The 14,239-nt window shown below is 70.7% G+C and carries 11 protein-coding genes; 5 read left to right on the plus strand and 6 right to left on the minus strand.

Translation table 11 applies throughout. The features are described 5' to 3' along the window. Positions 1–206 precede the first annotated feature (206 nt). Positions 207–1,535 carry an acetyl-CoA C-acetyltransferase gene (locus AC792_RS03770; protein WP_049829244.1) on the minus strand — a complete coding sequence of 443 codons (1,329 nt, stop codon included), beginning with the start codon at positions 1,533–1,535 and terminating at the stop codon, positions 207–209. 223 nt (positions 1,536–1,758) lie between these two features. Here AC792_RS03770 and AC792_RS03775 point away from each other — a divergent pair, with 223 nt between their 5' ends. Both AC792_RS03775 and AC792_RS03780 read left to right on the plus strand, forming a co-directional pair. Further along, a complete protein-coding gene (locus tag AC792_RS03775) occupies positions 1,759–2,325 on the plus strand; it encodes a TetR/AcrR family transcriptional regulator (protein ID WP_049829245.1) in 567 nt (188 codons plus the stop codon). Between the two features lie 61 nt (positions 2,326–2,386). Next, positions 2,387–4,507, plus strand: a complete 2,121-nt coding sequence (locus AC792_RS03780) for an acyl-CoA dehydrogenase family protein (protein WP_049829246.1) — start codon at positions 2,387–2,389, stop codon at positions 4,505–4,507. A 134-nt stretch (positions 4,508–4,641) separates the two neighbouring features. On the opposite strand, the gene glgA is transcribed toward AC792_RS03780, so the two are convergent. Further along, a complete protein-coding gene (gene glgA, locus AC792_RS03785; RefSeq protein ID WP_049829247.1) occupies positions 4,642–5,835 on the minus strand; it encodes a glycogen synthase in 1,194 nt (397 codons plus the stop codon). Between the two features lie 134 nt (positions 5,836–5,969). Here glgA and glgC point away from each other — a divergent pair, with 134 nt between their 5' ends. Further along, positions 5,970–7,217 (plus strand): glucose-1-phosphate adenylyltransferase, encoded by a 1,248-nt coding sequence (gene glgC, locus AC792_RS03790; protein ID WP_082177373.1) that lies wholly within the window; start codon positions 5,970–5,972, stop codon positions 7,215–7,217. 69 nt (positions 7,218–7,286) lie between these two features. After that, on the plus strand, positions 7,287–9,905 hold the full coding sequence (gene pepN, locus AC792_RS03795) for an aminopeptidase N (RefSeq protein ID WP_049829249.1): 2,619 nt from the start codon (positions 7,287–7,289) through the stop codon (positions 9,903–9,905). On the opposite strand, the gene AC792_RS03800 is transcribed toward pepN, so the two are convergent. The 4 genes from AC792_RS03800 to AC792_RS03815 form a co-directional block, all read right to left on the minus strand. Continuing rightward, a complete protein-coding gene (locus tag AC792_RS03800; protein WP_152916002.1) occupies positions 9,890–10,957 on the minus strand; it encodes a lipoate--protein ligase family protein in 1,068 nt (355 codons plus the stop codon). The genes pepN and AC792_RS03800 overlap by 16 nt on opposite strands. Before the next feature lie 213 nt (positions 10,958–11,170). After that, complete coding sequence (locus AC792_RS03805; protein WP_049829251.1) at positions 11,171–11,428, minus strand: type B 50S ribosomal protein L31; 258 nt, start codon at positions 11,426–11,428, stop codon at positions 11,171–11,173. Between the two features lie 98 nt (positions 11,429–11,526). After that, positions 11,527–12,351, minus strand: coding sequence for a TrmH family RNA methyltransferase (locus tag AC792_RS03810; protein WP_049829252.1), 825 nt, complete (start codon positions 12,349–12,351; stop codon positions 11,527–11,529). Between the two features lie 31 nt (positions 12,352–12,382). Next, positions 12,383–13,168, minus strand: a complete 786-nt coding sequence (locus AC792_RS03815; RefSeq protein ID WP_049829253.1) for an ABC transporter ATP-binding protein — start codon at positions 13,166–13,168, stop codon at positions 12,383–12,385. A gap of 208 nt (positions 13,169–13,376) precedes the next feature. Here AC792_RS03815 and serB point away from each other — a divergent pair. Continuing rightward, positions 13,377–14,239 (plus strand): phosphoserine phosphatase SerB (serB, locus tag AC792_RS03820; RefSeq protein ID WP_049829254.1); only part of this gene is annotated, 863 nt, incomplete at its 3' end.

Consider the following 14,239-nt stretch of genomic DNA (forward strand, 5'->3'; position numbering starts at 1 on the left):
GCCCGTGGCGGCGTACCTCCACGTCCCATCCGAGCAGCACCTCGGCGAGCGCATCCGCTCCGGCTCCCGAGCCCGCCCCCAGGACCGGATGGGTGGCGCTCGGCCCTCCGGGGGCGTAACGGCGGGGCACGGGGGGGCGCGGCCGGCCGGGCGCTTGGCGATCCTGCCGGGCAGGGGCGTGTTGACGAGGTCCAGGTAGGCGTCGGTCATCGGGTGCGCCCCTCGAGGATCGCGACGACGCCCTGGCCGCCGGCGGCGCATACGGAGATCAGGCCGCGGCCACCCCGCTCGGAGAGCGTCTTGGCGAGGGACGCCACGATGCGCCCGCCCGTGGCCGCGAAGGGGTGCCCCGCGGCGAGGGAGGATCCGTTGACGTTGAGCTTGGAGCGGTCGATGCTGCCGAGCGGTCCGTCCAGGCCGAGGACGCGTGTGCAGTACTCCGCGTCCTCCCAGGCCGCGAGCGAGCTCAGCACCGTGCCGGCGAAGGCCTCGTGGATCTCGAAGAAGTCGAAGTCCTCGAAGGTGAGGCCGTTGCGTGCCAGGAGTCGGGGCATGGCGTGGACGGGCGCCATGAGCAGGCCCTCGTCCCCGTGCACGAAGTCCACCGCTGCGGCCTCGGCGTCCACGATGTCCGCGAGCATGGGCAGGTTGTGGCTCGTCGCGTACTCCTCGCTGCCGAGGAGCACCACGGCGGCTCCGTCCGTCAGGGGGGTGGAGTTGCCCGCGGTCATGGTGGCCGGGGTGTCCAGGCTCTTGCCGAAGACGGGCTTGAGGGTGGCCAGCTTGTCGATCGATGTGTCCGCCCGGAGGTTCGCGTCGCGGGTGAGCCCGCGGTAGGGCGTCATGAGATCGGAGAAGAACCCGCGGTCGTACGCGGCGGCGAGATTGGCGTGGCTGCGGTAGGCGAGGTCGTCCTGCGCCTCCCGGGTGATCTTCCAGGCGGCGGTGGTGAGGGCCTGGTGCTCGCCCATGGACAGTCCGGTGCGCGGCTCCCCCGTGGACGGGGCGTTCGGTGCGAGGTCCCTGGGGCGGAGTGCGCTGAGGGCCTTGAGCTTCTGCTGGGTGGTGCGGGCCCGCGAGAGGTCCAGCAGGGCACGGCGGAGACCCTCGCTCACGGCGATGGGGGCGTCGGAGGCGGAGTCCACCCCGCCGGCGATCCCGGACTCCAGCTGGCCCAGCTTGATCTTGTTGGACAGGCCCACCACGGTCTCGAGTCCGGTGGCGCAGGCCTGCTGGAGATCGTAGGCGGGGGTCTCGGCGGAGAGGGCGGAGCCGAGCACGGCCTCCCGGGTCAGGTTGAAGTCGCGCGAGTGCTTGAGCACGGCGCCCGCCGCCACTTCGCCGATCCGCTCGCCCTGGAGTCCGAAGCGCGCCACGAGCCCGTCGAGTGCGGTGATGAGCATGTCGCGGTTGGACGAGTACGCGTAGGCGCCGCCGGAGCGGGCGAAGGGGATCCGGTTGCCGCCGATGACGACGGCCTTGCGGGGGGTGCGCGCTGAGCGGTCGGTTGTTGCTGCCGCGTCCTGAGGTGCCATGGTGTGCTCCTGATCCGAGGGTTAGGTTACTGATACCCAGCGTACCTGATACGCTAGGTATCATGAAGCTTGCGGTCGATCGCCCCCCCACCCCGCCGCGGCGTCCGGCGACCACCCGGCCGACGGACGGTCCAGCCGCTGGGAGAGGCACCGTACCGAGCGGCGCCGGCAGCTCATCAAGTTCGCCCGGAGGGCCGTCACCGCGCTCGGCCCCGGGGCGTCCATGGAGGACATCGCCGCCGCAGCGGACACCTCCAAATCCGTGTACTACCGCTACTTCGGTGACAAGACCGGCCTGCAGCGCGCCATGGCCGAGGTGGTCATCGGCCAGATGCAGCAGAAGGTCCTCGACGCCGCGCGGTCGGCGTCCACACCCCGTGAGGGGCTCCACGCCATGGTGCTGGCCTACCTGCAGATGGCGCAGACCTCGCCGAGCGTCTACGCGTTCGTGCCCCGCGTGGGCGTCGCCGAGACGAGCGCCGCCGAGAACAGCGAGCAGGACACCCTGGCGCACTTCCTGACGGGGATCACCGAGATGGTCTCCGCGCCCATGCGGGCCCGCCGCCTCACCACCGGCAGCTCCCCGGACCCCTCCGCCGGTCCCGACGACGCCGGCTCCGACCCCGCACCCCTGTACTGGCCGGGAGCCGCGATCGGCATGGTCCGGGCCGCAGGCGAACACTGGCTCTCCTCCCCCGAGGGCCCCGACAAGCCGTCCGAGGAGCACATGGCCCGGTCCATCACCGGATGGCTGTTCGACGGCATCAGCAGATCCAGGACACCGCAGTGACCACCTGCCCCCTTCCCACCGTTCCCCCCGGACCCACACCCCGATCAGCGAAGGACACGCCATGACGCACACCATCTCCCGGCCGCAGCAGATCCCCGCCTCGGTGGACATCACGGACGACGAGCAGGCCACGGTGGACGTGGCGGCACTGGGCGAACTGCTGCTGGGCAGGTGGGCCGACGTACGGCGCACCGCCCGTACGCTCGCCGGACGCCCCGAGGTGCAGAAGATCGAGGGACTCACCCACACCGACCACCGGGCGCGCTGCTTCGACCAGCTGCACTACCTCGTGGAACAGCGCGCGGTGCACCGCGCCTTCCCCGCGGCGTTCGGCGGGAACGACGACCACGGCGGCAACGTGGCAGGTTTCGAGGAACTCGTGGTGGCCGACCCGTCGCTGCAGATCAAGGCGGGTGTGCAGTGGGGGCTCTTCGGCTCCGCCGTGCTGCACCTCGGCACCGGGAAGCACCACGAGGCCTGGTTGCCCGGGATCATGGACATGACGATCCCCGGGTGCTTCGCCATGACGGAGACCGGTCACGGCAGCGACGTGGCGAGCATCGCCACCACCGCCACCTTCGACCCCGCGACCGACGAACTGGTGATCGACACCCCGTTCCGTGCGGCGTGGAAGGACTACATCGGCAACGGTGCCAACGACGGCCGCGCCGCCGTGGTGTTCGCGCAGCTCGTCACCGGGGGCGTCAACCACGGGGTGCACGGCATCTACGTGGAGCTGCGGAACGCGGACGGTACGTTCAAGCCCGGTGTGGGCGGGGAGGACGACGGCGTCAAGGGCGGCCTCAACGGGATCGACAACGGGCGACTCCACTTCACGGACGTCCGCGTACCTCGCACGAATCTGCTGAACCGCTACGGCGACATCGCCCCGGACGGCACCTACACCTCCCCCATCGCCTCCCCCGGCCGCCGGTTCTTCACCATGCTCGGCACCCTGGTCCAGGGACGCGTGTCCCTCGACGGCGCCGCCGTGGCCGCGTCGAAACTGGCCCTCACGGCCGCGATCACCTACTCGACGCAGCGGCGCCAGTTCAATGCGGCGTCGGACCTCCAGGAGGAGGTGCTGATGGACTACCAGCGGCACCAGCGCCGGCTCCTGCCGCGCCTGGCCGCCACCTATGCGGCGTCCTTCGCCCACGAGGAGCTCCTCGAGAAGTTCGACGGCGTGTTCTCCGGCGAGCAGGACACCGACGAGGACCGCCAGGACCTCGAGACCCTCGCTGCGGCCTTCAAGCCGCTCAGCACGTGGCTGGCCCTCGACACCCTGCAGGAGTGCCGTGAGGCCACCGGTGGGCAGGGTTTCCTCATCGAGAACCGCTTCGCCTCCCTCCGCGCGGACCTCGACGTCTACGTGACCTTCGAGGGCGACAACACCGTGCTCCTGCAGCTCGTGGCCAAGCGGCTGCTGACGGACTACGCCAAGGAGTTCAAGGGCATGGACTTCGGGGTCCTGGCCCGCTACGCGGTGTCCCAGGCGGCCGACAGGACCCTCCACCGCTCCGGCCTGCGCAGGGTGGCCCAGACCGTGGCCGACACCGGGTCGGGAAAGAAGTCGGCGGCGGCCCTCCGGGACGAGGACACCCAGCGTGAGCTGCTCTCCGACCGCGTGCAGTCCCGGGTGGCGGATCTCGGCAACGCCCTCCGCGGGGCCAGGGGCATGACGCAGGAACAGTCCGCGGCCCTGTTCAACCGGCACCAGAACGAGTTGATCGAGGTGGCCCGGGCCCACGCCGAACTCCTGCAGTGGGAGGCCTTCACCCGAAGCCTGCGGAAGATCGAGGACCCGGGCACCCGCGAGGTGCTCACCCGGGTCCGCGACCTGTTCGGCCTCTGCCTCATCGAGAAGGACCTCGCCTGGTTCCTCATGAACGGCCGGCTGTCCTCCCAGCGTGCACGCACCCTGGACGGCTACATCAACCGGCTGCTCGAGAAGATCAAGCCGCACGCGCTGGATCTGGTGGAGGCGTTCGGGTACGGGCCGGAACACCTGCGGGCGGCGATCGCGAGCGGCGCCGAGCAGGAGCGCCAGGAGGAGGCGGCCGCGTACCTGCGCCGGCACCGCGCCGCAGGGGACACGCCCGTCCACGAGAAGACCCTCCTGGCCCGCGCGATCAGGGCCGAGAAGGCCAAGAAGGCGGGGAAGGCACGCGCGAGGCGCTGACCGCCGGGCGGCACTGCGGACAGGAGTGCTCCGCGGGAACGTGAGGAGGGACCGGAGCAACTCCGGTCCCTCCTCGCATTCCCGGTGTCACCGGGTCTCCCGGGTACTGCCCCGGGCGGGCGTCGCCCTCCGGGTCAGCGCACGCTCCGGTACACCCCGAGCGTGGTCTCCGCGATGGACCCCCAGTCGAACTGGCGTTCGGCGCGTTCGCGGCCCGCAGCGCCCATGGCGGCGGCCCTCGCCGGGTCCTCGAGCAGAGCGGTGAGCGCGGCGGCGAAGTCGGCGACGAACTTCTCGGGATCCAGCGGGGTGCCGGTGCCGTCCTGCACCTGCTCCAGCGGTACGAGGGTCCCGGTGACCCCGTGGTCCACCACCTCGGGGATCCCCCCGGTGGCGGAGGCGACGACAGCGGCTCCGCAGGCCATCGCCTCGAGGTTCACGATGCCGAGGGGCTCGTAGATGGACGGGCAGGCGAAGACCGTGGCATGGCTCAGGATCTGGATCACCTCGCGGCGCGGCAGCATCTTCTCGATGAGGACCACCGAGCCGCGCCGCTCCCGCAGCTCGTTGATCAGCACCTCGGTCTCGGCGGCGAGTTCCGGGGTGTCCGCGGCACCGAGGCACAGGACCAGTTGGACGTCCGCCGGGAGCCGGGCGGCGGCCCGCAGGAGGTAGGGGACACCCTTCTGCCGGGTGTTGCGCCCCACGAACACCACGCTCGGCCGGGCCGGGTCGATGCCGTGCGCGAGGAGCGCGTCGTCGTCCTCGACCCGGGACCACTGGGACACGTCGATGCCGTTGTGCACCACATGGACCTTCGCGGGGTCCACGTCCGGGTAGCTGCGCAGGATGTCCGCGCGCATCCCGGCGGACACCGCGATCACCGCGGCCGCGGCCTCGTAGGAGGTCTTCTCCACCCACGAGGAGAGGGCGTACCCGCCGCCGAGCTGTTCCGCCTTCCAGGGACGCAGGGGTTCCAGGCTGTGCGCGCTCAGCACGTGCGGGATGCCGTGCAGGAGCGAGGCGAGATGGCCCGCCATGTTCGCGTACCAGGTGTGGGAGTGGACGACGTCCGCGCCCTTCATGGCCTCCAGCATCTGGAGATCGGTCCCCAGTGTCTGGACGGCGGGATTCGCGGCGGTGAGCCCCTCGGGAACACCGTAGGAGCTGACACGGGCACCGTGGTAGTCCCCCGACCGGGCGGCACCGAAGGCGTGGATCCGCAGATCCACCTGCGGCGCGAGGACACGGCTGAGCTCGGCGACGTGCACCCCCGCTCCGCCGTAGATCTCGGGCGGGAACTCTTTCGAAACAATGTCTACTCGCACTCCCCCAACGTAGTGCAGTGCGCCGGAGTCCTCTAGTGTGACAAGAGCCGGAAACGTTCCGGCGATGTGGACCTACGCTTGACCGGCCGGCGGTCGGAGACGCAGAACACTCGAAGAAGAGCGGGAGGTCAGAAGTGGCACCGAAGAAAGTACTCGCCGTCGTCCTGGCAGGTGGAGAAGGCAAGCGGCTCATGCCGCTCACGGCGGACAGGGCCAAACCGGCCGTACCCTTCGCGGGCAGCTACCGACTCATCGACTTCGCGCTGTCGAACCTGGTCAATTCCGGCTACCTGCAGATCGTGGTCCTGACGCAGTACAAGTCCCACAGCCTGGACCGCCACATCTCCGAGACCTGGCGCCTGTCCACCCAGCTGCAGAACTACGTGGCGTCCGTCCCGGCGCAGCAGCGCCTCGGCAAGAGCTGGTTCCTCGGCAGCGCGAACGCGATCTACCAGTCCCTCAACCTCATCCACGACGCCCAGCCGGACATCGTGGTGGTGATCGGCGCGGACCACGTGTACCGCATGGACTTCTCGCAGATGGTCGAGGCCCACGTGGCCAGCGGTGCCTCCGTGAGCGTCGCGGCGGTGCGCCAGCCCATGCACCTCGCCGACCAGTTCGGTGTCATCGAGGTGGACCCGGACGACCCCGGGCGCATCGGTGCGTTCGTGGAGAAGCCGAGCACCACACCCGGGCTGCCCGACGATCCCGACAGCTTCCTGGCCTCCATGGGCAACTACGTGTTCAACACCGACGCCCTGGTCAAGGCGCTCGAGGACGACGCCGCACGGCTGGACACCAAGCACGACATGGGCGGGGACATCATCCCCTACTTCGTGGCCCGCGACGACGCCGCCGTGTACGACTTCACCACCAACGACATCCCCGGCTCCACCGACCGCGACCGCCAGTACTGGCGCGACGTCGGCACCATGGACTCGTACTACGACGCGAACATGGACCTCATCTCCCCGCTGCCGCTGTTCAACCTCTACAACCTGAAGTGGCCCATCTACACGCGGCAGAGCGTGTCCCCGCCGGCCAAGTTCGTCCGCAGCGCCTCGGGCCGCTCGGGGGAGGCCCACGACTCGATCGTCTCGGCGGGGGTGGTGGTCTCCGGCGGCACCGTCCGGACCTCGATCCTCGCCACGGACGTCTTCATCGACGAGGCCGCGGAGGTCACCGGCAGCGTGCTGCTGGACAAGGTCAACGTGGGCGCCGGCGCCGTGGTGCGCCGGGCGATCATCGACAAGAACGTACGCATCCCGGCCGGAGCGCAGATCGGGGTGGATCCCGAGGTGGACAAGCAGCGCGGGTTCTCCGTCACCGAATCGGGGCTGACGATCGTCAGCAAGAACCAGGTCGTGGCGCCGCCGTCCTGATCCTCTGCCCCCGACCCCGGGTCGCACGGGGAGGGCGGGCGCCCTCCCCGTGCGTGGTTGAATGACCGGATGGAGAACGAGAACCTTCGCCGGGACGAGGCGGCAACCCGTTCGGCGCTGCTGCGGACAACGAGCTACGACGTCGAACTGGACCTGTCCGCAGCGGCCGACGCCGGCCGCCGGACCTATCCCAGCACCACCACCGTGGTGTTCTCCTGCGAACGGCCCGGGGCCTCCACGTTCCTCGACTTCATCGGGGACGTGACCGCCGTCGAGCTCAACGGGCGCGTCCTCGATCCGGCCGCGGTGGCCGACGGCGCGCGCATCCACCTCGAGGGGCTCGAGGGATCGAACACCGTCACCGTGCACGGTGAGGCGTACTTCAGCTCCAGCGGTGAGGGCCTGCACCGGTTCGTGGACCCGGCGGACGGCGAGACCTACCTGTACACCCAGTACGAACCGGCCGACGCCCGGCGCGTCTTCGCGGACTTCGAGCAGCCGGACCTGAAGGCGGCCTTCTCCTTCCACGTCATCGCACCCGTCGCGTGGCTCGTGGCCTCGAACGGCGCGGAGGCGGAGCAGGTCCCCGCCGGCGGGGACGCGGACACCGGCGCTGCCACCCGGCGGTGGAGCTTCGCGCCGACACCGCGCATCTCCACCTACATCACCACCGTCCTCGCGGGCCCGTACCACCGGGAGGTGGACACCTGGTCCGGGGCGAAGGGAACGGCCGGGGCCGGCCTGGAGATCCCCCTGGCGCTGTACTGCCGCCGTTCGCTCGCACCGTCCTTCGACGCTCCCGAGATCTTCGACACCACCAAGCGTGGCCTCACCTTCTTCCACGACCTGTTCGAGTACCCCTACCCCTTCGGCAAGTACGACCAGGCGTTCGTGCCCGAGTACAACCTCGGCGCGATGGAGAACCCCGGGCTGGTGACCTTCACGGAGAACTATGTGTTCCGCTCCGCGACGACGGAGGCCCAGCGCGAGGCCCGGGCGACCACGATCATGCACGAGATGGCGCACATGTGGTTCGGGGACCTCGTGACCATGTCCTGGTGGGACGACCTCTGGCTCAAGGAGTCCTTCGCCGACTACATGGGGGCCCTCGCGGTCGCCGAGGCCACCCGGTGGAACACCGCCTGGGTGAGCTTCGCGAATCGCCGGAAGTCCTGGGCGTACGTCCAGGACCGGCTGCCCACCACCCACCCGATCGTCGCGGACATCCCCGACCTCGAGGCGGCCAAGCAGAACTTCGACGGCATCACCTACGCCAAGGGCGCCTCGGTGCTCAAGCAGCTCGTGGCCTTCGTGGGACGCGACGCCTTCCTCGCCGCCACCCGCGCCTACTTCCGCCGGCACGCCTACGGCAACACCACGCTCGTCGATCTCCTGGCGGTCCTCGCCGAGGCCACCGGACAGGATCTCGGCGCCTGGGCGCGCAGCTGGCTGCAGACCTCCGGCGTCCCCACCCTCGAGGCGGAGCTGGTGGTCGAGGACGGCGCCTACGCCTCCGTCACGATCGTGCAGGACGCCGTGGACCCGGTGACCGGACAGGACGAGCCGCGACCGCACCGCGTGCGGCTGGGCCTGTACTCGTTCGACGCCGACGGGTCACTGGTGCGCACCGCGAGCGAGGCCGTGACCGTCGAGGGCCGGCGGACGGCGGTCGCCGCGCTGGTGGGCACGCCGCAACCGGATCTCCTCCTCCTCAACGACGACGACCTCACCTACGCCACCCTGCTCTTCGATGGACGCTCACTCACCACCCTGCTCGGCGCGATCCATCGGCTCGAGGACCCCCTGGCCCGTGCCACCTGCCTCACGGCACTGTGGTCCGGCACCCGCGACGCACGCCTCCCGGTGCGCTCCTACCTCGACGCCGTGCTCCTGGCCGCGCCGGTGGAGACGGGCACGGGTGCTCTCCAGGTCCTCCTGGCCAACGCACGGACGGCGATCGAACGCTTCGCGCCCGCCGAGCAGCGTCCCGATCTCCGGTCCACGATGGGCACCTTCCTGTGGGACGGTCTCCGTTCGGCCGCCGCCGGATCGGACACGCAACTGGTCTGGGCGCGGGCGCTCGCCGCGCTCGCCAGGAGCACGCCCCGGGCCGCGGACACCGTCCGGTCCCTGCTCGACGGCGAGGAACGGGTGCCCGGGCTGGCCCTGGACGCCGAACTGCGCTGGGGCTTCCTGCAGGGACTCGCCGCCCAGGGGCGCGTGCTGCCCGGGGAGCTCGAGGACCAGTGGACCGCGGACCCCACGGCGTCCGGCCGTGTGGGCTTCACCCTGGCCACGGCGGCCCTCCCGGACACCACCATGAAGCGGGCCACCTGGGAGGAGGCCGTGGAGGGCGACCGGCTGTCCAACGAACTGCTCAGCGCCTCGATCGAGGGCTTCCGGCTGGGCGATCCCGAGCTGCAGCGCCCCTACGAGGACGCCTACTTCGCGGCGCTGCGTCCGGTCTGGGACACACGCGGCATCGAGATGGCGAGCAGGATCGTCCGGGGGCTCTACCCGGGCACCCAGGACCTCCGGGGGGAACCCGAGGATCACCCGGTGGTGCTGCGCACCGACCGGTGGCTCACCGGGAACCCCGACGCCCCGGCAGCCCTGGTCCGGATCGTGGTCGAGGAACGCGACCACCTCCTGCGCTCCCTGCGGGCACAGGCTCAGGGAACCCGGTAGAGCCATTCCTCGGTGCCGAACTTCTGCTCCACGAGCTCCTCGGCCCGGCGGAGCTCCTCCGCGGAGAGACCGGCCCCGGTGGCGCCGTAGCGCTCCGTGAAGGTGGAGATCATCACCGCGATGATCTCCTCACGGCTCACGCCCGTCTGCCGGCGCAGCGGGTCCACGCGCTTCTTGGCGCTGCGGGTCCCCTTGTCCGACATCTTCTCCTTGCCGATGCGCAGGACCTCGAGCATCTTGTCGGCGTCGATGTCGTAGCTCATGGTCACGTGGTGCAGCATCCCGCCGTTGGCGAGCCGCTTCTGCGCCGCTCCGCCGATCTTGCCGAGCTCGGTGGCGATGTCGTTGAGCGGCTGGTACCAGGCGGTGATGCCGAGCTTCTCGAGGGCTGCCATGACCCAGCCGTCCAGGAACGGGTAGGAGTCGGCGAAGCTCATGCCGTCCACAAGTGACTGCGGGAGGTACAGCGAGTAGGTGATGGCGTTCCCGTGCTCCATGAACATGGCGCCACCCCCCGTGATCCTGCGGACCACGCGGACACCGTGACGGGCGGCGCCCTCGGGGTCCACCTCGTTGCGCACGGACTGGAAACTGCCGATCACCACCGACGGCGACTCCCATTCCCAGAACCGCAGCGTGGGCCGGCGTGCACCGCTGCCCACGTCCCGGGTGAGCACCTCGTCCATCGCCACGTGCATCTCGGTGGACAGCGGCGTGGGCGGGATGACCTCCCAGGCGTGGTCGGCGAACCCCGTGGCGAAGCCGAGCGCCCTGCGGACGGCCGTGGCGATCGCCTCGACGGAGAACCCGAAGAGGACGGCCGAGGGGTCCAGCCGTGCGGCGACGGCGGCGGCGAGCTCCCCGGGAGCCGTGTCCGCAGGGAGACCCTCGAGCGCGGCGTTGATGTCCAGCAGGGCCTCGTCGGGTTCGAGGAAGAAGTCACCGTTGACCGAGACGTCCGTGAGCCGTCCCTGGTGCACGCTCAGGTCCACGGCGGTGAGCTTGCCGCCGGGTGTCTTGAACTCGCCGTGCCGCCTGTCTGCTGCTGCCATCAGTCCTGACCCTTCTTCTGCCGCCGGCACGGAACCGGCCTCGTGAACTCCGCCCGTCCATGACCGCTGATCGGCCGATGGACCAGGCTCATGGACCCTGCTCATCCGGTGAGCACCGATTAACGCCGGAAGAGCCATGCCGTCAGGCATGGCTCTTCCGTGGTGCGACCCGCGGTCGGGGCAGGGCGCGCCGACCACGGGTGGGGGTGCTGGCTACTTCTTGCCGCCGAAGCCCTTGAAGCGGGCGTTGAAGCGCTCGACGCGACCGGCGGAGTCCATGATGCGCTGCTTGCCCGTGTAGAACGGGTGGGACTCCGAGGAGATCTCGACCTCGATGAGGGGGTAGGTGTTGCCGTCCTCCCACTCGATCGTCTTGGCGGAACCGACCGTGGACTTGGTCAGGAACGACTTGTCGGAGGCGAGGTCGCGGAACACGACCGGCTGGTACTTGGGGTGGATATCGGACTTCATGGGACTACCTTCTCTGGTCGCCTGGATTTTGCCAGGCACGGGGGATGAAAGGTTGGCTGCTGCCAGCTGTCCATACTAGCGCAGGGACCGCCGCGGGACTAAAGCGGGTGCCGCCGTCCGGCGTCGTACCGGCATTCCCAGAAAGCCACCGCGGCAGCGGCCGCGACGTTGAGGGAGTCCACGTCACCGTGCATCGGGATGGTGAGCGCGAGATCGGCAGCGGCGAGGGCGGCATCGCTCAACCCGTCCCCCTCCGTGCCGAGCAGCAGTGCGAGGCGCTCGTGCTCGCCGGCCGGGAAGCGGTCCAGCGCCACGGCGTCCGGGGTCAGGGCCAGTGCGGCGAGCGTGAACCCGGCGTCCCGGACGACCCCGAGCGTGTCCGGCCAGGCGTTCAGGCGCACCCACGGGACCTGGAAGACGCTACCCATGCTGACCCGGACCGCCCGCCGGTAGAGCGGGTCGGCGCTGCGCGGGCTCAGCAGGACGGCATCCACCCCCAGCGCCGCGGCGGAGCGGAACACGGCACCCAGATTCGTGTGGTCCACCATGTCCTCGATCACGGCCACGCGGTGCGCCGTGGCCAGGACCTCCTCGAGGGGGAGCGGCCGGGGACGGTTCATCGCGGCGAGGGCGCCCCGGTGGAGGTGGAACCCGGTCAGCGCCTCGAGGGTGGCCTCCGGCGCCACGAAGGCGGGCACCTCGGCGAAGCGTTCCAGGACGTCCTCGAGATCGTGCACCCACTTCTCCGCGAGGAGGAACGAGCGGGGAGTGTGCCCGGCGTCGATCGCGCGCCGCAGCACCCTGGAGCTCTCCGCGATGTAGAGACCCTCGGCCGGTTCCCTGACCAGGCGCAGCCGGACGTCGGTGAGATCGCGGTAGGCGGAGAGCCGGGCGTCGTCGATCCCCTCGAGGTGGATCAGCATCGTCGGGGGGCCGGGGACGCGGGGGCTGCGGTCACGCCCGGGCGACCGCGCTGTAGCGGCCGTTCTCCTCGGTGACCTTCAGGGCGACGTCGAACGCCTCGCTGAGGTTCTCCTCGGTGAGGACGCCCGCGATGGGACCTGCGGACACGACTTTCCCGTCGCGGAGCAGGAGGGCGTGCGTGAAGCCGGGGGGCACCTCCTCGAGGTGGTGGGTCACCAGCACCATCGCCGGGGCGGACTCGTCGCGGGCGAGCGCGGACAGGCGCCGTACGAGGTCCTCGCGTCCCGCGAGGTCCAGACCGGCCGCCGGCTCGTCGAGGAGCAGCAGTTCCGGGTCCGCCATGAGCGCCCGGGCAATCTGCACGCGCTTGCGCTCCCCCTCACTGAGCGAGCCGAAGGGCCGGTTCATGAAGCGGGACATGCCCCAGGTGTCGAGGAGCCGGAAGGCGCGGCGCTCGTCGAGCCGCTCGTACTGCTCACGCCACCGTCCGGTGACACCGTAGGACGCCGTGACCACGACATCGAGGACCGTCTCGTGGTCCGGGACCTGCGCGGCGAGCGCCGCCGAGGCCAGACCGATGCGCGGGCGGAGCTCGAAGACGTCCACGGCACCCATCACCTCGTCGAGGATGCCCACCACACCCCGCGTGGGGTGCAGCCGAGCCCCCGCGAGCTGCAACAGGGTGGTCTTGCCGGCACCGTTGGGGCCCATGACCACCCAGCGTTCGCCGTCGTCGACCTGCCAGCTGATGTCGTCGAGGAGGGCCTTGCCACCCCGGACGAGGCTGACCCCCGCCAGTTCCAGAACGTCGCTCATGATCCTAGACACTAGGCTAAGGACCGGCCCGGTGGCGAAATCGTCGAACGCCCCCACCGACCGCCCGGGAGGGCCCGACACCGGTGCCGGACGGGGCGCCGACGGCGGGTACCGACGGGGCGCACCGGGTGCGTGCAGCGGCGTCGGGCCGGCCGGTGGGCCGTGCACCGGCCACCCACCACTGATCACCGACACCAGGAGCAGAGCGATGCCGAACCGAGCCAGGGTGGTGACGTTCACCGCGACGAGGACGTCCACGCGAGATGCTCCCGCACAGCAGGACACGAGCGAGCAGCAGGCGGAGCAGGGCGAGCTCCGGGCGGTGCTGCGGGCAGCCGGCGTGGAGGTGTCGGGCGAGGACACCGTCCGCGCCACCACCTACCGCGTCTCCGTACTGGAGGTGGACCCGCCCGCCGACCCCGCCCCCGTGCGGGCCGCGCTCGCCGGGTGGGCGCACCGCGCAGGCGGCGGAGCGGCGCTGGTGCCGCATTCCGTCCACGCGCCCGGCCCGAAGCTGCTCATCATGGACGTGGACTCGACCCTCATCAAGCAGGAGGTCATCGAGCTGCTGGCGGCCCACGCGGGGAGGGAGGCCGAGGTGGCGTCCGTGACCGAGTCCGCCATGCGGGGGGAACTGGACTTCGCGCAGTCCCTGCACGCCCGGGTGGAGGCCCTCGCCGGGCTTCCGGCCTCCGTGATCGACGCCGTGGGTGGGCGGATCGAGCTCAGCCACGGCGCGGAGGCCCTGGTGGGGGCGTACCGGGACGCCGGTCACCGGGTGGGCGTGGTCTCCGGTGGTTTCTCCCAGGTCCTCGCGCCGCTGGCGGAGCGGCTCGGATTGTCCTTCTGGAAGGCGAACGATCTCGAGATCGTCGACGGCGTACTGACCGGGCGGGTGTCCGGTCCCGTGGTGGACCGGCGGGAGAAGGAACGCGTGCTCCGCGCCGAGGCCGGGCGTGCCGGCGTCCCGCTGGCGGCGACCATCGCGGTGGGTGACGGCGCCAACGACCTCGACATGCTGGGGGCCGCCGGTCTCGGCGTCGCCTTCAACGCGAAACCGGCGGCCGGGCG

This window comes from Arthrobacter sp. RIT-PI-e (genome assembly GCF_001187915.1).
In the GTDB taxonomy this organism is placed as follows: domain Bacteria; phylum Actinomycetota; class Actinomycetes; order Actinomycetales; family Micrococcaceae; genus Arthrobacter_D.